The sequence below is a fragment of the Kitasatospora sp. NPDC008050 genome (assembly GCF_042957465.1).
Taxonomy (GTDB): domain Bacteria; phylum Actinomycetota; class Actinomycetes; order Streptomycetales; family Streptomycetaceae; genus Kitasatospora.
Window position 1 is genome coordinate 16,782 of record NZ_JBIBIJ010000012.1, and the last position, 24,410, is coordinate 41,191.

Here is a 24,410-nt window from a genome sequence, read left to right on the forward strand (position 1 = left end):
GGTTCTCCAGAGATGGTTGGGGTGGGTAGGCGGAAAATGGTCAGGAAAGGGTGGTCCAGGTCTGACTCGCGGCGCCGGAGGCCGGGTTCAGCGCGGTCGCGGTCGCCGGGCCGCCGCCGGCGCCCGGGCCGTCGAGCACCAGACCGGTGGCGGGGTTGCTGATGGTCAGCGTCCCGGTCGCGCTGTTCTGCCGTACGGACCACTTCTGGGCGGCGTTGCCCGGGTCGTAGCCGTTGGTGACGTAGGCCGCGCCACCGGGCGAGGCCGGCGCGGTCAGGGTGCCGTGGACCTGTGTGCCCGTGGAGCAGTTGTCGGTGATCCGCACCGTGCCGTCGGCGTTCGGGGCGAAGCTCCACTGCTCGGAGGTGTGGGTGTTCCACCAGGTGTTGAGGTCCGTGGGCGCGCCGTCCGCGGCGCTGCAGGTGCCCGCCACCTCCAGCGCCTGGCCGCCGCTGCCGCCGGGGCTGAGGCTGTGGTAGTGACCGTCGCCGATCACGGCGGCCGCGGTGGTGGCGGCCGCGGCGGTGAGACGGTAGAGCGCGACGCCGTGCGGGGCGACCCAGTTGCCGCCGACGGTGCCGGTGAACTGGCCGGTGGCGCCGGTCCACAGCTCCTTGTAGGTGTAGCCGGAGCCGCTCAGGCCCAGCGCGGTGAGGCTGGTGGAGACGGTCTGCCAGTTGTTCGGGTCCTGGTTGACCAGCAGGACGGCCGTGTCGCCGTTCGCGAGTCGGCGCTTGAGGACGACCGGCGCGGTCGGCGAGTTCGGGGGGCTGCCGACCAGCGTCGCGGGCTGGCCGAGGCTGTCCTGGTCGATGCCGATCACACCGGCGTTCTTGTAGACGGCCAGGCTGTCGGCGTTGATCCCGGTGGACCAGGTGTAGCCGTTCGCACTGTGCTGGGAGTCCGCGGCGGTGCGGAAGTCCGCGCCGGAGATCAGCGGGGCGGCCATCATCGACAGGACGGACATCTCGGTGCGCGACTCGTCGTCGGTGAAGGGCTTGTGGCCGGGGTAGGTGTCGGTGACGCCGTAGTCACCGTAGACGTCGTTCCAGCCGGCGAACATCATGTCCATGTCGTTCCAGCTGCCGGGCCGCACGTTGCCCGCGTACTGCAGCGCGGTCTGCAACTGGCCGCCGTAGAGCACCCCGCTCAGCTCGCTGTCGCGGTCGCCGCCGATCCGGCAGAGGTTGGCCACCTGCCCGCACCAGGTGCCGGTGGGCGAGTAGCCGGGCGCGTCGTACGGGGCGGTGCCGGCCGCCACCACCACGGGGTCGGTCCGGGCCGGGTCGCTCGGCGACTCCAGGTAGGGCACGCCGCTGTGCACGGGCTGGGCGGAGACGCTGAGCGTCACCTTGGGCCGGCCCTGCGCGGCGGAGGCGGCGTCCAGCGCGTGCTGGAAGGCCTGCACCCGGGCGTACATGGACTCGGTCAGCTCCTTGCCCTCGCCCTGGGTACCGTAGTTGTGGCCGTCGGGCCCGGTGATCGGCGGGCCGTAGGGGCAGTCGTCGTACTTCACGTAGTCGACGCCCCAGGAGACGAAGTCGCTCGCGTCGGTGCTCTCGTGACCGAGGCTGCCGGGGTGGCCCTGGCAGGTGGTGTAGGTGTCGGTCGCGTAGAGCCCGAACTTCATGCCCTTGCTGTGCGCGTACCAGGCCAGGTACTGGATGCCGTTGACGGTCTGTCCGTTGACGGTCTGCGGCGGGAAGTTCGCCGGGTTGGGGAGCAGGTCGCCCGAGGTCGGGTCGTTGCCGGTGCCGTCGGTGCCGCTGACCGGGTTGCCCGCGTTGTCGTAGAGCTGCATCGAGCCGTAGGCGTCCTTGGCGAAGTCGCCGCTCTGCCCGCTGCGGTGGCCCAGTGACCAGCCGTCGTCGATGGTCACGGTGTTGTAGCCGGCGGCGACCAGGCCGTTGGCGCTCATGAAGTCGATCGTCTGGACCATCTGCTGTTCGGTCACCCCGGTGCCCAGCGAGTTCCAGGAGTTCCAGCCCATCGGCGGAGTGAGGGCGACGCCGTTGCCGAGCGCGGCGGCCGGGGCAGCCGCGCCCAGGGCGGCCACGCCGAGGCCCGAGGTGGCCAGGGCGAGGGTGAGCAGGACGCTGGGCAGCCGCCTGAGGCTTCTGCGCCGGGGCGGGTGGGGCAGCGTTATGGGCATGGGGGCTCCCGGGAGGTGGGTGGGTGGAGGGTGGGTCCCGCCGGCGGCAGGACCCACCAGGTTCAAACAGGATCACACGTGAACGAACAGATCCTCAGGAGGACGGCGGGACCAGGCTCCAGGTCTGGTTGGCGCCACCGTCGGCGTGCCACTGCAGCACGGACCCGTCGAGGTTCAGCGTGCTGTTGTCCAGGTCGACGAGCTGGCCGTCGTAGGAGCTCTTCAGCTGGATCCGGTTGGGCCCGGCGTCGACCAGGGTCCAGCGCGAGTTGCTGTTCCCGTCGTCGTAGTACTGGATCAGCTGGGTGCCCTCGATGGTGCTCGGGCCGGGGATGTTGAGCAGCTTGCCGCTGTTGGCATTGGCCACGGTGTAGACACCGCCGCCCTGCGCGTTGAAGGTCCAGAGCTGGTCACGCGCGCCGTTGTCGCTGAACTGCACGATCGGGGCACGGTCGGCGGTGGAGTCGGTGAAGACGTCCATCCGGCCGCCGCTGGCACCGTTGACCAGCTTGTACTGCGCACCGGGCACCGGCACCGGGACCAGCTGCCAGTTCTGGCCGGCACCGCCGTTCGCGGGCTGCTGCACGACGGCCGCGCCGGAACCGCCGCTGACGTCCACGGCCTGCCCGTCGGAGCGCGCCGTCAGGGTGTAGGAGCCGGTGCCGGTGGGGGTGAACGTCCACTTGGTGTCGGCGGCGCCCTGCTCGTGGTACTGCACCAGCGGGGTGCCGGCGGCCGTGGAGTTGCCCGGGACGGTGAGCAGCGCGCCACTGTTCACGTTGGCCAGCGTGTAGCCGCCGTCGCCGGTCGGCACCAGCTGCCACTGCTGGTCCGCGGCGCCGTCGGCGGGCTGCTGCACGATGGCCGCGCCGTCCGCGCCGGAGCCGCCGCTGACGTCCAGGTACTGGCCGGTGGCGGAGTTGACGATGGTGTAGTGCAGGGTCGCGGCCCGGCTGCCGGCGGCGGGAGTGACCCGCAACAGGCGGGAGGCGTGCGGGGCCAGGGTGGCACCGACGCTGCCGGTGGAGCTGCCGAGGTCACTGCCGCTCCACAGGTCCTTCACGTCGGCGGAGCCGCTGAAGCCCACGTCGGAGAAGTGCGCGGTGACATCGGCGCTGGCGGAGCCCAGGTTGAACAGGGCCACCGTGTAGCTGCCGTCGCCGTTGGCGGCGGTCCACACCTGTTGCTGTGTCAGCTGGTCCACCGGACGCGCCGGGTGGCCCGCCTGGTCGACGCCGATCACCGCGTCGTTGCCGAGCAGCGCCAGGTCGCCGCTGTCCAGATTGGTCAGGTCGGTGCCGAGCAGCAGCGGTGCGCCCTCGATCGCCCACAGGGTGAGCTGGGTCTGGCGCTCGGTGGGGGTCAGGCCGTCGTTGTCGCCGTTGCCGACCTCGACGGAGTCCAGGTCGTTCCAGCCGCCGGGACCGGCGTAGGAGGCCCACTTGGGCGCGTCGGTGAACCGGGCGGCGACGTTGTTCCAGTCGGTCAGGGGATAGGAGGAGCCGCCGAATCCGCAGTAGCACTCGACGTCGCCGTCGATCCGCCAGCCGTTGGCGTCACTCTGCCAGGTGGTGGCGTTGTTGACGTCCAGGCTGTTGGACAGCTCCAGGTGGATCGGCCGTCCGGTCTGGTTCAGCGCCTGCGACCAGTGCTGGATGTCGGGGACGTCCCAGTCGCCGACGCCGTCGATCTTCAGGTAGTCCACACCCCAGGAAGCCAGCTCGTCAGCCCAGGAGTTGAGGTAGGCCTGGGCGGCGGCCGGGTTCTTGGCGTAGTCGATGTAGTACATCGAGCCGTTGGTGAAGTTGTAGTTGGTCTCGTGGTCGACGGTGTCGGAGACGATGTCCCGGGCGTGGTAACCGGTGCCCTGGATGGGCGTGTTCTGGTTGTAGGCGGCGACCGGGATGCCCGGGGTGAGGTACATGCCGAACTGCTCGTGCAGGTTGTGGACGTAGCCGCCGACCGCGCCCATGCCGTCGGGGAACTTCGCCGGGTCGGTGGACCAGCGCCCGTAGGCGTCCACGGTGGTCGTGGGGTCGAGGTAGTAGAAGTCGTCGATGTTGACGTAGCGGTAGCCGTGGGCGACCAGGCCACTGGTGGACATCGCCGTGGCCTGGGCCTCGATGTTCGCCTCGGTGGGGGTCTTGCGCAGGTAGCTCCAACTGCTCCAGCCCATCGGGGGCGCGGCCGCGACGCCGTTGGCCTCGGCGTGCGCGGGCGCGGCGCCCGCGAGGGCGGCCGGGACCGCCGCGCCGGCCAGCGCCGCGGCGAGAACCGCCCGGGTGAGCCGTCGGCTCAGCCGGGCGGAGAGGGTGAAGGACACGGTGTCTCCAGGGGTGGGGACCGGATGGGACCGAGCCACAGCGGGGGCCGGACCGGCCTACCGCCGGCCGACGTGGGATCCGCAAGGAACACCAGAATCGGACACTTCCAAACGGATCTGCCCACATAAGAACGCAGCGCCGGAGGGGTGTCAAGGGATCCCGCAGCCTCGGCGGGCCGCCGCCGCGCTCGGGTCGCGATTCGATCACGATGGCCGCGCCGAACCACGGGACCGGAGGTCCGCCCGGCCGGGCCTGATCGGCGCCCCGCCCCACCTCCTGACAACACCGCAGGTCAGCGCGGTCAGCGGGAACAGTACGGCCCGATCACCGCCGTTCAGTGCCGGTGGGGGCATCGAAGGGTGCCCGGGCGGCCGCAGATTGGTCACCCCCAGAGCCTTGACACACTCTCCTGCTGTTGGTGATATCTGAACGCTCACGTTGGTTTCTGTTTCATTAGCACCCTCAGGAGGGGCCATGGCCCAGCCCTCTGCCGAAAACCGGCAGTCCACCACCGCAGCACCGGACACGTTCACACAGCCGTTCTCACGGCGCTCTCTGCTGCGCGGGGCTCTCATGGCCACGGGTGCGGTCGCCGTGCCCTCGTTCCTCGCCGGGTGCAGCGGCTCCTCCGGCGGCTCCGGCGACCCCAAGACCGTCACGCTCGGCTCCAACGCCGCGATCCCCGAGCCCAAGGGCGCCTACCAGACGCTCTTCACCCAGGTGCAGCAGAGCACCGGACTGACCGTCAACGTCAACTGGGTCGACCACAACACCTTCCAGCAGAACATCACCACCTACCTGCAGGGCAACCCGCAGGACGTGTTCAGCTGGTTCGCCGGCGAGCGCATGCAGTTCTTCGCCGCCCAGGGGCTGCTCAGCAACGTCGACGACGTGTGGACGAAGATCGGCGCCAACTACACCGACGCCATGAAGGCGCAGAGCAAGGGCGCGGACGGCCACTACTACTTCGTGCCGTTCGACTACTACCCCTGGGCCGTCTACTACAGCAAGAGCCTGTGGGCGAGCAAGGGCTACACCGCGCCCACCACCTGGGACGACTTCATAGCCCTGGCCAAGAAGATGAAGGGCGACGGGATCATCCCGATGGCCTTCACCGACAAGGACGGCTGGCCCGCGATGGGCACCTTCGACTACCTCAACATGCGGATCAACGGCTACGACTTCCACATCGACCTGATGCGCAACGGCACCAAGTGGAACACCCCGCAGGTCAAGGCGGTCTTCGACCAGTGGCGCGAGCTCATCCCGTACTACTCCCCCGGCTTCCTCGGCCTGACCTGGCAGGAGGGCGCGCAGCAGCTGCTCAACAAGCAGGCCGGCATGATGGTCCTGGGCCTGGACCAGATCGGCACCATCTTCACCGGCGCCCAGGCCGACGACCTCGGCTTCTTCGCCTTCCCCGAGATCAACCCGAGCTTCGGTCAGGACGCGGTCGAGGCCCCGATCGACGGCTTCATGATGTCCAGGTCGCCGAAGAACAAGACCGGCGCCCAGACCGTGCTCTCCTACCTGGGCACCGCCGCCGCGCAGCAGATCTGGCTCGGCTCCAACCCCGCCGACATCGCCACCGCCGGCGGCGTGGACACCACCAAGTACACCGCCCCGCAGGCCGCTTCGGTGCAGTTGATCCAACAGGCCAAGCACCTCTCGCAGTTCATGGACCGCGACACCCGCCCGGACTTCGCCGACCCGGTGATGCTGCCGGCCATCCAGCAGTTCCTGAACAACCCGGACGGCGCCGCCGGGATCCTCTCCAACATCGACAAGCAGGCCAAGACCATCTGGTCCAGCAACGGTTGACCCGGCCGGCCGAGACCCACCGGCCGGCCCCGCTCAGCGGCGTACCACCCCGGACCACACCCCGGACCACACACCCTGCACAGCATTGAGGAAGCGCATGACTGCACCGGACCGCAAACCCACCGAACGCATACGCAGCAGGCCACGGCGTCTGTCACCGCGGGACCGGCTGACACTCACGCTGATGGCGGGTGTGCCCACCGTGCTGACGGTCGGCTTCGTCTGGCTCCCGGCGCTGCTCTCCGTGGTCCTGTCCTTCTCCAGCTGGCCGGGGATCGGCGGCATCGACACGATCCACTGGATCGGGCTGCAGAACTACCGGACCATCTTCACGATCTACCCGCAGTTCACCCCGGCCGTCCAGCACAACCTGCTCTGGCTGGTCGTCTTCTTCTGCCTGCCCGCGCCGTTCGGCCTCTTCCTCGCCGTCCAGCTGGACAAGCAGATCCGTTTCTCCCGGCTGTACCAGAACGTGCTCTTCCTGCCGGTGGTCCTCTCGCTCGCGCTGATCGGCTTCATGACCGAGCTGATCTTCTCCCCCACCCAGGGGCTGATCAACAACCTGACCGGGCACGCCGGTCAGCACGGCATGATCGACTGGCTGGGCGACCCCAAGCTGAACATCTGGGCCGTACTGGTGATGGCCTGCTGGCGGCAGACCGGCTACATCATGATCATGTACTTGGCCGGGCTGAAGAGCGTGGACCCCGCCATGAAGGAGGCCGCCGCACTCGACGGCGCCAACCAGTGGCAGACCTTCCGCCACGTGGTCTGGCCGGCCCTGCGTTCGATCAACGTGGTGGTCCTGGTGATCACCGTGATCGAGTCGCTGCGCGCCTTCGACATCGTCTACGTGGTCAACAAGGGCACCAACGGGCTCCAACTGCTCTCCGTGCTGGTGACCGACAACATCATCGGCGAGGCCAGCCGGATCGGCTTCGGCTCCGCGCTGGCCACCATCCTGCTGCTCATCTCGATGGTCTTCATCGTGCCCTACCTGATCACCGTCTTCCGAAAGGACCAGCGCGGATGACCGCCGCCACGGACCGGCGCCCACACTCCCGGGGCCCGCTGTCCCCGGGCCGCCTCGCGGACCCCGCGGCGGACCGCGGCAGGACGGCCGCCCGGCCGCCGCGCACCGGTCGGATACTGCTGCACGTGTTCCTGATCGGTACCTCGCTGGTCTGGCTGGCACCGCTGCTGTACGCCTTCTACACGGCGCTGCGGCCCTATCAGGACACCGCGAAACACGGCTATGTCTCGGTCGGCGGCCACTACGGCTTCGCCAACTTCACCGCCGCCTGGACCCAGGCCGACCTGCCGCGGTACTTCTGGAACTCGATGATCATCACCGTGCCGGCGCTGCTCATCACGCTGGCGCTGGCCAGCATGGTGGCCTTCGTGGTCGCCCGCTACGACTTCCGGATCAACGTCGCGCTGCTGATGATCTTCACCGCCGGCAACCTGCTCCCCCAGCAGGCGATCATCACCCCGCTCTACAAGCTCTACCAGCTCATCCCGCTGCCCGAGTGGCTGGCCGCCTCGGGCAAGCTGGACGACTCCTTCATCGGCCTGATCCTCATCCACGTCGCCTTCCAGACCGGGTTCTGCGCCTTCGTCCTGTCCAACTACATGCGCACCATCCCCGCCGAACTCGGCGAGGCCGCGGTCGTGGACGGCGCCTCCGCCTGGCGCCAGTACTGGCAGATCGTGCTGCCGCTGTGCCGTCCGGTGCTGGCGGCCCTGGCCACGCTGGAGTTCACCTGGATCTACAACGACTTCTTCTGGGCCACCGTGCTGATGCAGACCGGCGACAACCGGCCGATCACCGCCGCGCTCAACAACCTCACCGGCGAGTTCTTCGTCAACAACAACCTGATCTCGGCCGCCGCCCTGATCGTGGCGATCCCGACCCTGGTGGTCTTCTTCGCCCTCCAGAAGCAGTTCGTCTCGGGCCTGACCCTGGGCGCCAACAAGTGAGCCGCCCGGGCCCGCGCCCGGCCTGACGCAGAGCGCCCCGCCGGATCACCGGCGGGGCGCCACGCGTGCCCAGGGCCTGTCCGGGCTCACCCGTGGGCGATGACGATCTCGCGGACCTGCTCGGCCACCGCCGCGCGGATCTCCTCCGGCAGCGGCGCCTCGGTCACCAGGGTGTCCACCTCGCTGAGCCGGGCGAAGCTGGACAGGCCCACCGTCCCCCACTTGGTGTGGTCGGCCACCGCGACCACCCGGCGCGCCGAGGCGATGAAGCAGCGGTTGGTCTCCGCCTCCGCCAGGTTCGGGGTGGACAGGCCGGCCGTAACCGAGATGCCGTGCGAGCCGAGGAAGAGCAGGTCGAAGTGGAGCGATCGGATCGCGCGGTCGGCCAGTGGGCCCACCAGCGCGTCCGAGGGCGTGCGCACCCCGCCGGTCAGCACCACCGTGGCCGGGTGGATCCCGGGTCCGCCCTGGCGCAGCGCGTGCTCGAAGGCGTCGGCGACCCGCAGCGAGTTGGTCACCACCGTCAGCCCCGCCACCTTCAGCAGGTGCGGCACCAGGGAGTACGTCGTGGTGCCCGCCGACAGCGCGACCGCACTGCCCGGTGCGACCAGCCGCGCGGCCTCCCGGGCGATGGCCTCCTTGGCGGTGGGCTCCAGCCCCGACTTGGCCTCGAAGCCCGGCTCGTGGGTGCTGGCCTCCAGCACCGGCACCGCGCCCCCGTGCACCTTCGCCAGCATCCCCTGCCCGGCCAACGCGTCCAGGTCCCGGCGGATCGTCATGTCCGACACGTTCAGCCACCGGGTCAGCTCGTTGACCCGCACCCCGCCCTGCCGCCGCACCTCGTCGACGATCAGCGCACGGCGCTGCTCCGCCAGGAGATTGCTGTTCTCAGACACCTGTGCTGCTCCCTTTCCGCCCCCGCGGCCGCCGGACTCGCCCACGACGCGTTCGATCCCGTCGCGGCCGGTCATCCGGTCAACCCTAAGCGGCGACCCTCCCGACCGGCCAACTCGCCGATGGACATGCCCTCTTCACACCCGCCCAGCGGGTCCTGCGGACCCCGGTCGGCGTGCGCGGACCGGGGCCGTCATGCCACACCGCATCCGATGCCAACATATTCAAACATGACGGCTCATCAGTCAACAGACCGGGAGCCCACCGGCACCGCCCCGGCACCGCCCCGGAGCTGCCCCGGAGCCGTCCCGGAGCTGTTCGGCCCCCGAGGTACTGTGGTGCCCCTCGCGCGGCGGGACCACCACCGCGCCCCAGCCGGCAAGGGAAACGGCCCGCATGCATCACCTGGCGTATCTGCCCAGCCCCTCCCAAGGCGTCTGGCACCTGGGCCCCTTTCCGATCCGCGCCTACGCGCTGTGCATCATCGCGGGCATCGCCGCCGCGGTGTGGCTGACCCGCAAGCGGTGGGCGGTGCTGGGCGGCAACCCGGACGACATCTCGGACATCGCGGTCTGGGCGGTCCCGTTCGGCATCGCCGGCGGCCGGCTCTACCACGTGATCACCGACCCGGAGCTCTATTTCAAGGCCGGGGAGCAGCCGATCCGGGCGCTGTACATCTGGGACGGCGGCCTGGGGATCTGGGGCGCGGTGGCACTCGGCGCGGTGGGCGCCTGGCTCGGCTGCCGCCGCCGGGGCATCAAGCTGGCCGCGTACGCGGACGCGCTGGCGCCCGGCCTGATCCTGGCCCAGGCGATCGGCCGCTGGGGCAACTACTTCAACCAGGAGCTCTACGGCAACCCCACGCACCTGCCCTGGGGCCTGCTGATCGACCCGGCCCACCGCCCACCGGCCACCCCCGACATCGCCACCTACCAGCCGACCTTCCTCTACGAGTCGCTCTGGGACCTGGGCGTGGTCGCCCTGCTGCTCTGGGCCGACCGCCGGTTCAGCCTGCACTCGGGACGGCTCTTCGCACTGTACGTGGCCGCCTACACCGTCGGGCGCGGCTGGGTGGAGGCACTGCGCGACGACCACGCCAACCACATCCTGGGCCTGCGGCTGAACGACTGGACCGCGCTGATCGTCTTCCTCGGCGCGGTGACCTACCTGATCCTCACCCGCAACCGGCCGGCACCCGAACCCGCACAGTCCACGGACACCGCCGAACCCACCGAAACCACCGAGGCCACCGAACCCACGGAGGCCGCGCACTGAGCGGTCCGTCCCACCCAGACAACCTCCCCTACCGAATATGTCTGCCGCAGATGTAATCTGGTGACGTGCCCACGTCCGGGTGCGCCGGTTCGCATATCCGGCCGCACCTGGGCGCGCCCGCACAGACCGTGCGGGCGTGGGCTCCTAGGCTCGAAGGCCGAGCCAGCCGAGCCGTTCAGGCCTGGCCCACCCCCTGGGGGACGTCACCATGGCGCTCAGCGAGCACAGGCAGCACCGGCCGGACCCGTCGGCCCCGCGCCTGCGCACCCTGCGCACTCTGCTCACCACCGAACGCCCACGCCCCGACGCGGTCCGCGAACACCCCTGGGCCTGGCGGCTGGCCGTGGGCACCGTCTGCTTCGGCGCCTTCATGGGCCAGCTCGACGCCAGCATCGTCACCCTGACCTACCACTCGCTGCGCACCGACTTCCACAGCTCGCTGGCCGGCGTCGAATGGGTGTCCCTGGCCTACCTGCTCGCCCTGGTCGCGCTGCTGGTCCCGGTCGGACGCCTGTCCGACGTGCACGGCCGCAAGCTGATGTACCTCTACGGCTTCGCCGTCTTCACCGCCGCCTCGGCCGCCTGCGGACTCGCGCCCACGCTGGCCGCCCTGGTCGGCTTCCGCGTCGTCCAGGCGGTCGGCGCCGCGCTGATGCAGGCCAACAGCGTCGCCCTGGTCACCACCAGCGCGCCGCCCGGCAAGATGCGCTCCGCGCTCGGCATACAGGCCGCCGGGCAGGCCATCGGCCTGGCCCTCGGCCCCACCGTGGGCGGCGCGCTGGTGGCCACCCTGGGCTGGCGCTGGGTCTTCGGCGTGAACGTCCCGATCGGGATCGTCGCGCTGGTCGCCGGCCACTACCTGCTGCCCCGCACCCGCGGCTGCGCGCGTGCGGGCCGGATAGACGCCACCGGAGTGCTGCTGCTGGCCACCGCCACCACCGGCGCCCTGCTCGCGCTCTCCGTCGCCTCCGGCCTCGGCCTGCCCGGCTGGAGCACGGCCGTGCTGCTCGGCCTGGCGGGGCTGGCCGGCTGGGCCTTCGTCCGGCGCCAGGCCCGCTGCGCCAACCCGCTCGTCGACCTGGCCCTGCTGCGCTCCGGGCGGATCGGCCCGGGGCTGCTGGCCGGACTCTGCGGCTACCTGGTGCTCTTCGGGCCCCTGGTCCTGGTGCCGGTGGTGCTCTCCTGGCACGGCGCCACGCCACTGGCCACCGGCCTGATCCTCACCGCGCTGCCGGTCGGTTTCGCGCTCGCCGCCACCACCGCCGACCGGCTGCTGCCGACGAGCTGGGACGACACCCGGCGCAGCCGCCTGGGCGCCGCGGGCTGCGTCGCCGCCCTGGTCCTGCTCACCGCGCTGCCCCAGCACGCCGCGCTGCTGCCCTACCCGCTCGCGCTGCTCGGCCTGGCCCTGGGCACCTTCATCCCGGCGAACAACACCCTGGTCATGCGGGCCATCCCGAGCACCTCGGCGGGCACCGGCGGCGGCATGGTCAACATGACCCGCGGCCTCGGCACCGCGATCGGCGTGGCCGCCGTGACGCTCGCGCTGCACCTGGTCCCCGGCGACGGCGGGGCCCGTACCGCCGCGCTGACCCTGCTGGCCTTCGCCGTGCTGGCGCTCGCCACCACGCTCCCGCGACAGCGGCCGGCCCCGGACCTCCAGGACTGACGCGAACTCAATTGCCCCTATATGCAGTGTTCATGCCAGTATATGGCCATGAATCTCAGGGGAATCCGGCTTCGCCGGATGAGCACAGGTCGACGCCCGCGGATAGCGGCGACGCTGGTGGCGGGAGCACTGGCGGCCGCAGGACTGGTCGGCGGAAGCGGCGCGGGCACCGCGGCCGCGGCCTCGCACAACTTCCAGCCACCGAAGATCAAGCATGTCTGGATGATCATGCTGGAGAACAAATCCTACGAGGCTTCGTTCACCGGCCTGAACCAGAACAGCTACCTCTGGAAGACACTGCCGCAGCACGGCGAACTGCTGCGCCAGTACTACGGCACGGGCCACTACAGCCTCGACAACTACATCAGCGCGGTCAGCGGCCAGGCCCCGGCGCCGGCCACCCAGAACGACTGCCCGCAGTACCAGGACGTCGCGCCCGGCACCCCGGCCGCCGACGGCCAGACCCACGCCGCCACCGGCTGCGTCTACCCGGACTCGGTCTACACCCTGTTCAACCAGCTCGACGACAAGAACGTCAGCTGGAAGGCGTACATGCAGGACATGGGCAACACCCCGGGCCGCGAGGACCCGTACAAGTGCGGCACCCCCGGTGACCCCTCCGGCGCCGGTGTGGTCGACCCGGGCGGCGCCACCGCCCAGGACCAGTACGTCCCCAAGCACAACCCGACCGCCTGGTTCCACTCGCTGATCGACGACCCGCAGGAGTGCGCGCAGGTCGTGCCGCTGGACGGCCGCCCGGCCGAGCCGGGCCACGCCGCCCTCACCGGCCTGGCCCAGGACCTGAAGAGCGAGGCCACCACGCCCGAATTCTCCTGGATCACCCCGGACAACTGCTCGGACGCGCACGACTCCACCTGCAAGGGCGACAACGGTTCGGGCGACCCGACCAACCACCAGGGCGGCCTGTACGCCTCGGACCTGTTCCTGGAGAAGTGGATCCCGCAGATCATGGCCTCGCCGGCGTTCCAGGACAACGGCATGATCGACATCACCTTCGACGAGGCGTTCCCGCCCTACAAGCTCTACGGGAACTCCGGCGCCGACTACACCGGCAACAGCGACCCGACGCTCAACACCCCGACCGACACCGCGCAGTCCGTGGTCGCCTGCTGCAACGAGCTGCCCGGGCCGAACACCCCGCAGCCCGGTGACCAGGCCTTCGGCCAGGACACCACCCCCGGCGGCGGGATCACCGGCTCGCTGCTGATCTCGCGCTACATCAAGCCCGGCACGATCAGCGACCAGCCCTACAACCACTACTCCTGGCTGCGCAGCATGGAGGACCTCTTCCACGTCACCAAGGGCGGCACCGACGGCCACGGCCACCTCGGCTACGCCGCCACCCCGGGCCTGCGGGCGTTCGGCCCCGACGTGTACAACAACCCGAGCGGCCGGGCGATGCAGCCCGCCGCCATGGGCAGCAACGGCGTCTGGTCGGCCACCGGTCAGCAGCCGAAGGACCAGCCCTCCGTGGTGGCGCCCGACTTCACCGGGGCCTCGGCCGCCGAGGACAGCCTGAAGCCCGGAGCCGGCAAGTGACCGACCGCTCCAACCGAGGCCGTGCCCCCCGTGGGCCCGGCCTCGGCCGTCGGCACCGCACCGCCCGTGCGCTGCCCCTGCTCCTGACCGCGCTGCTGATCGGTGCGGCGGGGTGCGCCAGTTCGAAGCCGGACGATCTGGGGCGGGTGCCGATCCCCAGCGCCCCGGGCACACCGATCGTGGTGACCGCCGTGCCCGGGCACGCCCAGCTGGTCGCGATGGGCGACCGGGTCCATCTGGACCTGGGCGCCGAGCAGGGCGAGATCACCGCGAACGGACCGGAGCTGGCGAACAGCGCCCCCTCGCCGGGTGCGGCGCCTGCCAGTCAGTCCGCCGGCTCGCTCACCGTCACCCTGCACCTGACGGCCGGGCAGCAGCAGCTCAGCGCCCAGGACCTGACGGCCACCGACGAACTCGGCCACGGCATCCCGCTCACCGCGGACAACGCCTCGGTCACCGTCGCGCCGGGCCACGACGGTGTGCTCCACCTGTCGGGCACCTTCGCGGCCGGCCACTCCACGCTGACCTGGAGCAACGCGGGCAAGCCACTGGCCACCTGGGACTTCGAGGTGGAGCTGGACTGACCGGCGGCGCCCCCGGCGGCCGGGCCCGGCCGCCGGGGGGAGTCAGCGTCGCACGAAGAAGGTGGCCACATCGCGGTTGCCGAGCCAGCGCAGGGTCAACGGGCAGTGCGACAACGGGCGCCAGTGGGCGGCCAGTTCGGTGAAGAACGCGTAATCGGCACAGATCCCGCCCGGGCGGTCGCCGAGGTACAGCAGGCCGGGGCCCCGGTAGGCGCGCAAGGCGTCGAGCGCCATCGGGTCGCGGTGCGGGGGCCAGAGCAGTGCCAGCACCCGGTCGGGGTGTGCGGCCGCGTCCTCGGCCGCCCCGCCCGGGCGGACGGCGGTGAACTGGAAGCGGTCGGTCCAGCCGTTGTGCTCGGTGTCCGTCGCCGCATCGGTGGCCAGCACGTCGATGCCCTGGGCCCGGAGCAGCCAGGCCCAGTAGCCGCTGCCGGCGCCCACCTCCAGCAGGCCGCGCCCGTCCAGGCAGGCGGCGATCCAGTCCAGCGCGGTGCGGGAGGCCAGCGCCCAGCTGTAGATGCGCGAGAGCTCCTGGCGCCGGGGCAGCGCCGGGCCCAGCTCCGCGGGCAGGTGGTCGAACACGTCGATCACGGGCGCCCGGCGGGTGCCGTGGCGCAGCGCGGGGTACCAGAGCAGCGGCACCATCTGCGGGTTGTGCGCGGCGAACTCGGCGTCCTGCTCGGGCAGGAGCTCACCGAGCGGCCGGAAGGGGCGCTGCCAGCCCGGGTGGTGCAGCTCGGACCGGCCGGCCCAGAGTCGCACCAGCCGTTCGGCGGTCTCGGCGATGAACCGGGCCGTGGGGTCGCCCGGCTTGTCGGCCATGATGGTCAGGGCGCCGGTGACTTCAGAAGATCGCGATGTGGTCGGGGACCACCAGCGCCATGTGGTCGGCCAGCGCCATGTGGTCGGGGACGACCAGCGCCATGTGGTCGGGGACCACCAGGTCGTCGCCGGCGGCGGTGACCGCGGCCGGCGGGTTCGCTATCGCCATGTGAGCCTCCACCACGATGCCGTGGGTGCTGCCGGACTGCTCGCCCGCGCTCACCCCCACGACCGCCGCCGCGGCGAGCGCGGCGGTGGCAGCGCCGATCAGGACGGTGTGACGGTTGCTCAGCTCCATGGCACGACCTTCGGTTCGGAAGATGATCACCGCGAGCCTAGCCAGGGGCACCAGTTCGATCAACCGCCTTTTCAGCAGGCCCACCCCGCCCCGTAACTGATATCCGAGCCGAGCCTGCCCTGGGGCGACGTGCCGCACGTGCTGCACCGCGGGCCGGTGCCGCTCGGCCTCTTCCGACGGTGAGCGCGCTCAGCGCGTCGGCCGTGTCGCCGCCGGAGACGACGGCGACCGGCTCGCCGCGCCGGTCAGATCAGTCCCGAACGCACGGCGTACGCCACCGCGTGCGCCCGGTTGCGGACCTGGAGCCGAGCCATCATCTCGTAGATCACGTTCTTGACGGTGTGCTCCGAGCAGCACAGCGCGCGGGCGATCGCCGCGTTGCCGTGCCCCTCGGCCATCAGCGCGAGCACCTCGGTCTGCCGCGGGGTGAGCGAGACGCTGCTCGCCACGGGCGCGGGATCCACCGTCCGCGCCTCGGCGACGCCGCCGAGCAGCGCGACCAACACCCCGTGCGGCAGCCGCCCTTCACCGTGATGGGCGGAGTGCACGGCGGCCACCAGCCGCTCCGGGGTGGCCCGGGCGGACTGGAGCATCGCCACCGCCCCGATCCGTACGGCACGCAGCACCCCGCTGCGCGACAGCACGTCCGCGACGACCAGCAGGCGCAGTTCGCCGTCGCGCGGGCTCGCCCGGCAGGCGTCGATGGCGTCGTCCACGGTGCCCCCGGCCGCCACCACCACGGTGTCGGGCCCCCGTTCGGGGTCGGACAGCGGTGCCAGGCCGCCGTGCCGCAGCTTGCTGACCACGGACTCGCGCACCGCCGCGTCGCTCGCGTCCACCCGGACCCGCAGCCGGCCCGCCCCGGCCCCGTCCGGGGCGCACCGCATCGTGCCGCTCCCCGGCGCCGCTCCCCCCAGCAGCGCGGTGTCGATCACAGCAGCCCTGCCCGCAGCGCGTAGGCCACCGCGTGGGCCCGGTTGCGCAGCCGGAACCGCTGGGTGACGTCGTGCAGCACGGCGGTCACCGTCCGGGGCGAGTAGCACAACTCCCGGGCGATCTCCCCCGTTTCGTGCCCCTCCGCGACCAGCCGCAGCACCGCGCGTTCGCGTTCGCTCAGGCCTGCGGCACCCCAGGGCGTCGCTGCGGTGGCCGCGCCCTGGGCGCCCGCCCCCTGGTCGAGCAGGCCCTCCAGCAGCTCCGGTGGCACCGTGCAGTCGCCGCCGGCGGCCGCGAGCACGGTCCTGGCCAGTCGGTCCGCGCTCGCCTCGGTGCGGCGCAGCAGGCCGCGGGCGCCCGCGGCGATCGCGTGCATCGCCTCGGCGGGCGCCAGCTCGGTGGCCACCAGGACGACCTCGGGGCGGTGTCCGGCGTTGCGGGTCGCGCGCACGACGTCGAGCACCTGCTGGGCGATTCGGTCCACGATGATGACGGCGACCTCGGCCGCTTCGTTCGGCAGCGCCACGGCAACATCGGCGTTGCTCTGCAAGGTGCTCCTGGCGCCGGCTTCCAGCACCGGGTCCAGGGCGACGATGCTGACTCGCACGGGCTCACCCATCGGTTTCTCCTGGGTCGATGTGCCACGAATTCTCCGTCAGCAGCATGGGCCAAGGGCCGGTCCCGCACATCGGGGCGCGGCCCCCATATTTCCGCTACGCGGCCCCCACTGGTCCGTCAAATTCCGCCGACCGCCGCATCGTCGACCGCCCCGCCACCGGTCGTCCACCGGATTCTCCCGGGGTCGACAGGCGTTCGCGCAGGCCGGCGCAGCGCCCCCCGACGCTCCGCCATGCTCCACCGTGCGCTACCCGGCTGCGGCCGCCAGGGCCTGCTCGGCCAGGCCCCGCAGCACCTTCTTGTCCGGCTTGCCGGCGTCGGTCAGCGGCAGCGCCTCGGCGAAGCCGATCCGGGCCGGCTCATGCGTCACGCCGCGCCGCTCGCGCACCAGGGCGCACAGCTCCCGCGCCGTGACCGTAGCGCCCGCCACCGGCACCACCACCGCGTGCACCCGCTCCACCTGGTCCGCGTCCCGGACCCCGAAGACCGCGCTCTGGCGCACCTGGGGATGGGAGTTGAGCAGGTTCTCCACCTCGGAGGTGTAGACGTGCCCGCCCCCGGTGTTGATCAGGTCCTTCAGCCGGTCCACGATGGTCAGGTAGCCGTCCCGGTCCAGCCGGCCGATATCGCCGGTGTGCAGCCAGCCGTCCCGGACCGCGGCAGCGGTCAGCTCGGGCTGCTTCCAGTAGCCCTGCATCAGGGTGTCGGAGCGCACGCAGACCTCGCCGGGCGTGCCGGCGGGCAGCTCGCGGCCCGACTCGTCGCGGATGACCACCTGGTAGCCGGGCGCGATCCGGCCCACCGAGCGCAGTCGCTCGGGGCGCAGCGGGTCGTGGTCCTCGGCGGCCAGCACACTGACGATGCCCGCCTCGTGCTGCCCGTAGAGCTGGACGAGGACCGGCCCGAGCCGTCGCAGCGCGTCGGTGATCCGCGCCGGGGAGGCCTGGCAGCCGCCGTAGCTCAGCCGCCGCAGGCTGCTGGTGTCGGCCCCGGCCGCATCCGGGTGGTCGATCATCTGGTAGAGCAGCGGCGGCATCAGGAACAGGTCGGTGATCCGCTCGGTCTCGATCGCCGCCAGCACGGTGGCCGCGTCGAACTCCGGCAGCAGCACCACACTGCCGCCGGCCCGCAGCACCTTGTCGGTCATCTGTCCGGCCGCGTGCGCGATGGTGGTGCACACCAGCAGCCGGGGCGGCCGCCCGGGCTCGCTGGGCAGGTCGGGACCGAACGGCCGGACCTGGCCGTAGCTGACGCAGATGCCCTTGGAGTGGCCGGTGGTGCCGCCGGAGTGCCGGATGGTCCGCACGTCCTGCGGCCTCGCCCGGCTGGGGAACGGGTCGGCCGGCTGCTCGGCGGCCAGCGCCAGCAGGTCCCGCGCACCGGCCGCCGGGCCCAGGACCAGCACGCCGGCCCCCGGGACCGACGCGATGAGCTGGGCGGCCCGTTCGGCATGCGGCGGGTCGACGATCAGGGTGTGCGTCTCGACGTCGCGCACCATGACGGCCTGGGTCTCGGCCGGCAGCTTGTTGTACAGCTGGTTGACCCGGCAGCCGAGCAGGTTGGCGGCGTAGCGCGCGGCGATCGCCGCCGGCAGGTTCCCGCTCAGCAGGGTGACGGTCCGCCCGCGTCCGATGCCCCGGGCCTGCATGGCCCGGGCCAACCGGTGGGTCAGGTCGAGCAGTTCACCGGCGGTGAGGACCTGTCCCTGGTGCCGGATCGCCTCCCGCTCGCGATCGGCCGCCAACACGTCCAGGATCTGGACGACTTCGGATCGGAAGGGGGCGACGGTGGGGTTCGGCCGGCTCCCCATGTCAGCGACTGGCCAGCGGTCGCAGGGAGTCGGACGGCGCCGCCGGCACCAGTTCCTGACCATCCGTCAGCAGTGCGTGGGCCAGCACGCTGTAGAGCGTGTCATTGGGTCCGTCCGCGATCCGCAGCCCGCGGATGTCCCGCAGCCGCTTCTCCATCGGGGTCCGCCGGGTGTAGCCCTCGCTGCCGTGCAGTTGAAGGGCCAGGTCCACCGCGCGGTAGGCCACGTCGGTGGCCAGCGCCTTGGCGGCCGAGCAGGCGGCGGCGTCCACGTCCCCCTGGTCGATCCGCTCCAGCAGCGCGAAGCACCAGGCGGTGGCGGCCTCGACCTCGGCCGCGGCCGTCCCCATCCGGGCGGCGACGGAGGGGATGGCCGCCAGCGGCAGCCGTCCCACGGTGCGTCGGCGGGTGCGGTCCGCGGACTCCTGGATCGCGGCCGCGGCGGCCCCCAGGCAGACCAGCGACATCATCAGCCGCCAGGCGGAGAAGTGCGCGTCGAAGATCCGCCGGCCCTCGCCCGGCGCCCCGAGCAGCAGGCCGTGGGGCAGCTCCGCGTCGACGAAGTGCAGGTGCCCGAAGCTCCAACCCCGCATGCCCAGCGGGTCGGTGGTCTCGGTCAGCACGCCCTTGGTGTCCATCGGCAGCCAGACCGCGGACAGCGGCACCTCGCGCAGGTCGACCGTGCCGTGCTGCGCGGCCGTGACGATCTTGGCGAAGACGACGAACCCGCACGCCTCCTCGACCCGGCTGATCAGCCCCTTGGAGCCGGACAGCGTGTAGTGGCCGCCGTGGTCGACCAGCACGGTGCGAAAGCCGCGCAGATCCGAGCCGGACTGCGGCTCACTGGACGCGACACCCGCCAACTTGCCTTCGACTACCACCTGTTCGTGGACCAGCCGGGCCAGCTCGGGCGTCCCGTAGTGCAGCGCCATCGCGCCGTGCCCGCTGCTGAAGAGCTCGCGCGCGTCGCAGTCCCGCTCCCCCGCGAGGAACATGGCCATCCCCTGGGCGACCCGCCCGCCCGCCGCACTCCCCTCCCGCACGGCGGCGCCGGGGCCCACCAGGTCGATGCCGGTGAGCCCGGCCGCGGCCGCCTTGCGGCGCAGGTCGAGCCAGTCGGGCCGGTCGGCGTCCTCGCACAGCGGCACGGGCAGCTGGGCGTCCAGGAAGGCGCGCAGCCGGGTGTGCAGCTCGCCGAGTTCCGGGTGGCGTTTGAGTATCGGAAGGATTCCGTTGGCAGACACGGGAAAGGTGCTCCTCGAACAGGTCGGATGTGACGCGGCGACAGGGTGGGTTCGCGGTCAGAGAGTCAGCGTCGGCGGCTGGGTGCGCACCACGTCGTTGAGCTTGGCCTTGTCATGGCGCTCGCCCTTCTTCAGGTGCTTGATCACCAGCAGGCAGGGCAGGCCGAAGGTGCCGCCGGCGAACTCGCGCGGCCGGCTGGCGGGCACCGCGACGGTCCACGGCGGCACCGAGCCGCGGCTGAGCTCCTCGCCGGTCGCGGCGTCGATGACCGGGATCGTGTCGGTCAGCAGCGAACCGGCGCCGAGCAGGGCGCCCTCGCCGACCCGGGCGCCGCTGTAGATCATCGACCGGGCGCCGATGAACGCGTCGTCCTCGATCACCACCGGCCTGGCCATCGGCGGCTCGATCATCCCGCCGAGCCCCACCCCGCCCGACAGGTGCACGTTGCGGCCGATCTGGGCGCAGGATCCGATGCCGACCCAGGAGTCGACCAGGGTGCCCTCGCCGACGTAGGAGCCGATGCCGATGTGACTGGGCATCACCACCGCGCCGGGCTCCTGGAAGCTGCCGCGCCGGATCACGGCGCCGGGCGAGACCTGGACGCCGGAGCCGGCGATGCCGGACTTCAGCGGGATCTTGTCGGCGCACTCGAAGGGCCCGAACTGCGAGGGCTGCGGCTGGGCCTGCTTGTAGAGCAGCAGGATCGCGGCCTTCAGCCACTCGTGGACCACGATCTCACCGTCCACCAGCTCCGCCACCCGGGCCCGCCCGGTGTCCAGCAGCCCGATCGCCGCGTCCACGGCGGCCGCCGCCTCGGCGCCGTCCAGCGGGATCTCGTCCCGCCGCTCCCAGAGCTCCTCGATCTCGGTTCGCAGGGTCGCCACATCGGCAGTAGGGCTCTGCATGACACCAACGCTTTCCAGCTCGCAGGTAGGGCCTCGCCGGTCAGCACCGGGGCCCGGAATCGCCAGCTCGGGTCTGCTCCGCGCCGTGCGGCACCCGCCACGGACCCAGATTGGCTGGGTCGGCGGGGCAGCGGCCACGGCGGGTTACCTCTTGGTAACGGCTGGCAGCACAGCCTTACACGCTTGGATTCCTAGTTCAAATCGAGCTTTTCCCATGCATAACAAGATCACCAAGCGATGTTTTGGCAGGTTGAAAGGTTGTCTTATCAGTGCGTGACGCGACCGTCACAGCCCCCGCACGCGCGGCGCCCGCGCCGCCCCCGGAGCAATCGGCACCCTCGGAGCAACCGGCTCGGCCGACTGGGCGATAGCACCCGAGCAGCTCCCGGCGCTGGCGCCCGAGTGTGCCTAGGGTCTCTCTCATGAGTCTTGCCGGGCGCGCGACGCCGGGCATCCCGACACCGCACGCTGATCCGACAAGACCCATGAGAGAGACCCCAGTCTCGGCGGGACTGCTGATCCGGAAAGGGACCCATGTCGGCTGATCAGGCCCAAGACGAGAAGCGAGACGACAAGAGCGAGCACGGCCGCCGGGCCGTGGTGCGGACCCTGCTGGGCGGCGGCGCCGTCGCCGCACTGGCCGCCGGCGCCCGGCCCGCGGCCGCCGCGACCCCTCCGGCCGCCCCGGCCCCGGCCAGGCGCCAGGCGCCCTACGACCCGTTCGCCGCCGACACCTTCCAGCCCAGCGGCCGGGTGCGCGAGTACTGGGTCCAGGCCGACTCGTTCCAGCACAACCCGGTGCCCAGCGGCTACGACGCCATGATGGGCCGTCATATCCCTGCGGACAAGCTCACGTTCTGGGCGGTCGGCTTTCGCGCCTACGCGCCGGACTGGGACCACCCGCTCGATGCCGACCTCGGCCCCGACGGACTGGGAGCCAACCAGGGCATCCCCGGCCCGGTGCTGCGCGCCGAGGTGGGCGACCTGATCCGGGTGCACTTCCGCAACAACGACGACCACTACCGCTGGCCGCACAGCATGCACCCGCACGGCGTGCTCTACGACCGGGAGAACGACGGCGGCTGGCTGGCCGACGACCCCGACCGGCCCGGCGCCGCCGTCCCGTTCGGCGAGACCTACACCTACACCTGGGCCTGCCCGCCCAGTTCGGTGGGCACCTGGCCCTACCACGACCACTCGATGCCGCAGTCGATCCCCGGTCCGGCCGCCGCGAGCAGCGCGCCCGCGCACAAGGAGTACGGACTGGACGAGTCCCAACGGCTCAGCCCAGGCGACCCGGTGATGGAGATCGGCGCCGAACTCGGCCTGTTCGGCGTCGTGGCGGTCACCGACGAGAACACCCCCCAGGTCGACCGCGAGTTCGTGCTCTTCCTGCACGACACCTACAAGGCCGACATCCCCTCGCTGGGCCAGAACCTCAACCTCTTCAACGGTGGCGCCTACCTCGGCAACACCCCGACCTTCACCGCGAAGGCGGGCGATCGGGTGCGGTGGCGGATCGCCTCGCTGGGCCAGGAGTTCCACGTCTTCCATCTGCACGGCCATCGCTGGCGCAGCGGTCCGAACAGCCCGGACTGGGTGGACTCGCAGCTGATCGGCCCCTCCACCACGCTGACCATCGAGTACCTGGAGGACAACCCCGGCGACTGGCTCTACCACTGCCACGTCATCCACCACATGATGGGCGGCATGGTCGGTCGCTACCAGGTGACCTGACGGTACGTCAGGCAGATCAACGGCGGGGGCGCCGAGCGCGGCGCCCCCGCCGCTGCCCGTCCCGGCGGTCAGCCGGTGCGGACGTCGAGCACCCGGCCCAGCACCTCGGCCAGCAGCTGCTCGGGCTCGGCCGCCGAGCCGCGCGCCCGCCAGGCCACGAACCCGTCGGGACGCACCAGCACCACACCGTCCGCCGCGACCCCGTGCAGGTGCTCCCAGTCGGCACCGTCCTCGGGCACCAGCCCGTCCGGCGCATCCGAGCCCACCTGGTAGCAGGTGAGCGGAACGCCCGACCGCTCGGCCACCCGCTGACCGGCGGCATGCCACGCCCCGCCCTCGGGGCCGCTCAGCAGCACCGGCACCGTCTCATAGAGGTCCAGCGTCGAGACCCTGGCCCCGTCCCGGCGCAGCCACAGATGCGGCGCCCGGCCGCCCGGCTCGGCGATCGGACGGAAGTCCTGCGGAACCGGCGATCCGGCAGCAGCGCTGTCCACCACGGCAGTCGAGTCGTAGCGGTACCCCAGCACCACCGCCATCATGCCGGCCTGCCGCCCGGCACCGGGAGTGACCTCGTACCCGGGGTGCCGGTGCTCGGCGGAGCGCGCCGAGGCACGGGCACCGGTCGCCACCGCCACCGGACGCCGCTCGGCGTCGTAGGTCTCCAGCAGCCCGGGTCCGGCCCAGCCGCGCAGCACCGCCGCGAGCTTCCAGGCCAGGTTGTGCGCGTCCTGGATCCCGGTGTTGGATCCGAACGCGCCGGTCGGGGACATCTCGTGCGCCGAGTCCCCCGCGAGGAAGACCCGGCCCTCACCGTAGCGCTCGGCGACCCGTTCGGCCGCGTGCCAGGGCGCCTTGCCGGTCACCTCCAGCTCCAGGTCGGGCACGCCGGTCGCGGCCCGGATCAGCGCCTCGCACCGCTCGTCGGTGAAGTCCGCCAACTCCTCGCCGCGGTCCGGGTGCCAGGGCGCGTGGAAGACCCAGTGCTGCTGGTTGTCGACCGGCAGCAGCGCGCCGGCTCCCTCGGGGTTGGTCAAGTAGCAGACGATGAACCGTCGTTCACCCACCACCTCGGCCAACCGCTTGGCCGAGAAGGTGATGCTCACGTTGTGGAACAGGTCGCCCTGCCCGGTGCGCCCGATGCCCAGCTTCTCCCGCACCGGGCTGCGCGGCCCGTCCGCCGCGATCAGGTAGTCGGCGCGCACCGTGCGCACCTGACCGCTCTCCCGGTCCCGGATCAGTGCCGTCACCCCGGCCTCGTCCTGCTCGAAGGAGTCCAGCTCGGTGCCGAACCGCACCTGACCGCCCAACTCCTGGGCGCAGCGCAGCAGTACCGGCTCCAGGTCGTTCTGGCTGCACAGGCACCAGCCGGAGGGGCTGAGCCGGGAGAGCGTGCCGCCCGGGTCGATCTGCTTGAACAGCCACTCCTGATCGGCGCCGGTCAGCGTGCCGGCCTGCAGGATGCCGTGGTTCTCGGCCAGCACGGCGGCCGCCTGCCGGATCTGCTGCTCCACCCCTGCCGTCCGGTAGAGCTCCATCGTGCGCACGTTGTTGCCACGCCCGCGCGGGTGGTGCGAGGTGCGCGCATGTCGTTCCACCACCAGGTGTTCGACACCCAGGCGCCCGAGGAACAGTGAGGCGGACAGCCCCACCAGGGAACCGCCCACGATCAGGACCGGCACGCGGTCGTCGACCTGCGAGGTCATGAGGTCTCTCCAGCCGTACGGGGAAGGGGCCCGGCCGCCGCGCAGGGCACGGCCGGATCGGGCCGGGCCCTAGCTATT

General features: G+C 71.6%; 19 protein-coding genes. 8 read left to right on the forward strand and 11 right to left on the reverse strand.

The window, feature by feature from the left end:
* Positions 1–40: 40 nt before the first annotated feature.
* Together ACFZB9_RS23235 and ACFZB9_RS23240 are read right to left on the reverse strand one after the other, a co-directional pair.
* Complete coding sequence (locus ACFZB9_RS23235) at positions 41–2,152, reverse strand: alpha-galactosidase (protein ID WP_391449999.1); 2,112 nt, start codon at positions 2,150–2,152, stop codon at positions 41–43.
* Positions 2,153–2,246: 94 nt separating this feature from the next.
* Positions 2,247–4,475, reverse strand: coding sequence for an RICIN domain-containing protein (locus ACFZB9_RS23240; RefSeq protein ID WP_391450001.1), 2,229 nt, complete (start codon positions 4,473–4,475; stop codon positions 2,247–2,249).
* 475 nt (positions 4,476–4,950) lie between these two features.
* Here ACFZB9_RS23240 and ACFZB9_RS23245 point away from each other — a divergent pair, with 475 nt between their 5' ends.
* The 3 genes from ACFZB9_RS23245 (at position 4,951) to ACFZB9_RS23255 (ending at position 8,277) form a co-directional block, all read left to right on the forward strand.
* A complete protein-coding gene (locus tag ACFZB9_RS23245) occupies positions 4,951–6,297 on the forward strand; it encodes an ABC transporter substrate-binding protein (RefSeq protein ID WP_391450003.1) in 1,347 nt (448 codons plus the stop codon).
* 97 nt (positions 6,298–6,394) lie between these two features.
* Positions 6,395–7,330, forward strand: a complete 936-nt coding sequence (locus ACFZB9_RS23250; RefSeq protein WP_391450005.1) for a carbohydrate ABC transporter permease — start codon at positions 6,395–6,397, stop codon at positions 7,328–7,330.
* Positions 7,327–8,277: a carbohydrate ABC transporter permease gene (locus ACFZB9_RS23255; protein WP_391450007.1), complete on the forward strand. Its 951-nt coding sequence runs from the start codon at positions 7,327–7,329 to the stop codon at positions 8,275–8,277. The genes ACFZB9_RS23250 and ACFZB9_RS23255 overlap by 4 nt, the downstream gene beginning before the upstream one ends.
* An 86-nt stretch (positions 8,278–8,363) precedes the next feature.
* On the opposite strand, the gene ACFZB9_RS23260 is transcribed toward ACFZB9_RS23255, so the two are convergent.
* A complete protein-coding gene (locus ACFZB9_RS23260) occupies positions 8,364–9,173 on the reverse strand; it encodes a DeoR/GlpR family DNA-binding transcription regulator (RefSeq protein ID WP_391450009.1) in 810 nt (269 codons plus the stop codon).
* Positions 9,174–9,567: 394 nt separating this feature from the next.
* Between ACFZB9_RS23260 and lgt the strand changes: the two genes are divergently transcribed.
* From lgt to ACFZB9_RS23280, 4 genes are all read left to right on the forward strand, one after another.
* On the forward strand, positions 9,568–10,446 hold the full coding sequence (gene lgt / locus ACFZB9_RS23265) for a prolipoprotein diacylglyceryl transferase (RefSeq protein ID WP_391450010.1): 879 nt from the start codon (positions 9,568–9,570) through the stop codon (positions 10,444–10,446).
* A 208-nt stretch (positions 10,447–10,654) separates the two neighbouring features.
* On the forward strand, positions 10,655–12,115 hold the full coding sequence (locus ACFZB9_RS23270; RefSeq protein ID WP_391450012.1) for an MFS transporter: 1,461 nt from the start codon (positions 10,655–10,657) through the stop codon (positions 12,113–12,115).
* Positions 12,116–12,193: 78 nt separating this feature from the next.
* Positions 12,194–13,675: an alkaline phosphatase family protein gene (locus ACFZB9_RS23275; RefSeq protein ID WP_391450014.1), complete on the forward strand. Its 1,482-nt coding sequence runs from the start codon at positions 12,194–12,196 to the stop codon at positions 13,673–13,675.
* A complete protein-coding gene (locus tag ACFZB9_RS23280; RefSeq protein WP_391450016.1) occupies positions 13,672–14,259 on the forward strand; it encodes a hypothetical protein in 588 nt (195 codons plus the stop codon). The genes ACFZB9_RS23275 and ACFZB9_RS23280 overlap by 4 nt, the downstream gene beginning before the upstream one ends.
* A 42-nt stretch (positions 14,260–14,301) precedes the next feature.
* Here ACFZB9_RS23280 and ACFZB9_RS23285 read toward each other — a convergent pair whose 3' ends face one another.
* The 7 genes from ACFZB9_RS23285 to ACFZB9_RS23315 form a co-directional block, all read right to left on the reverse strand.
* Positions 14,302–15,081: a hypothetical protein gene (locus ACFZB9_RS23285; protein WP_391450018.1), complete on the reverse strand. Its 780-nt coding sequence runs from the start codon at positions 15,079–15,081 to the stop codon at positions 14,302–14,304.
* A gap of 22 nt (positions 15,082–15,103) precedes the next feature.
* Complete coding sequence (locus ACFZB9_RS23290) at positions 15,104–15,379, reverse strand: hypothetical protein (RefSeq protein ID WP_391450020.1); 276 nt, start codon at positions 15,377–15,379, stop codon at positions 15,104–15,106.
* 245 nt (positions 15,380–15,624) lie between these two features.
* Positions 15,625–16,314: a response regulator transcription factor gene (locus tag ACFZB9_RS23295; protein WP_391450022.1), complete on the reverse strand. Its 690-nt coding sequence runs from the start codon at positions 16,312–16,314 to the stop codon at positions 15,625–15,627.
* Positions 16,311–16,934: a response regulator transcription factor gene (locus ACFZB9_RS23300; protein ID WP_391450024.1), complete on the reverse strand. Its 624-nt coding sequence runs from the start codon at positions 16,932–16,934 to the stop codon at positions 16,311–16,313. Before ACFZB9_RS23300 ends, ACFZB9_RS23295 begins: the two co-directional genes overlap by 4 nt.
* 246 nt (positions 16,935–17,180) lie before the next feature.
* A complete protein-coding gene (locus tag ACFZB9_RS23305) occupies positions 17,181–18,743 on the reverse strand; it encodes an AMP-binding protein (RefSeq protein ID WP_391450025.1) in 1,563 nt (520 codons plus the stop codon).
* 1 nt (position 18,744) lies between these two features.
* Positions 18,745–19,986 carry an acyl-CoA dehydrogenase family protein gene (locus ACFZB9_RS23310; protein ID WP_391450027.1) on the reverse strand — a complete coding sequence of 414 codons (1,242 nt, stop codon included), beginning with the start codon at positions 19,984–19,986 and terminating at the stop codon, positions 18,745–18,747.
* Between the two features lie 57 nt (positions 19,987–20,043).
* Positions 20,044–20,892: a 2,3,4,5-tetrahydropyridine-2,6-dicarboxylate N-succinyltransferase gene (locus tag ACFZB9_RS23315; protein WP_391450029.1), complete on the reverse strand. Its 849-nt coding sequence runs from the start codon at positions 20,890–20,892 to the stop codon at positions 20,044–20,046.
* Between the two features lie 534 nt (positions 20,893–21,426).
* Between ACFZB9_RS23315 and ACFZB9_RS23320 the strand changes: the two genes are divergently transcribed.
* Complete coding sequence (locus ACFZB9_RS23320; RefSeq protein ID WP_391450030.1) at positions 21,427–22,629, forward strand: multicopper oxidase domain-containing protein; 1,203 nt, start codon at positions 21,427–21,429, stop codon at positions 22,627–22,629.
* 68 nt (positions 22,630–22,697) lie between these two features.
* Here ACFZB9_RS23320 and ACFZB9_RS23325 read toward each other — a convergent pair whose 3' ends face one another.
* Positions 22,698–24,332 carry an FAD-dependent oxidoreductase gene (locus tag ACFZB9_RS23325; protein WP_391450032.1) on the reverse strand — a complete coding sequence of 545 codons (1,635 nt, stop codon included), beginning with the start codon at positions 24,330–24,332 and terminating at the stop codon, positions 22,698–22,700.
* Positions 24,333–24,410: the final 78 nt, after the last annotated feature.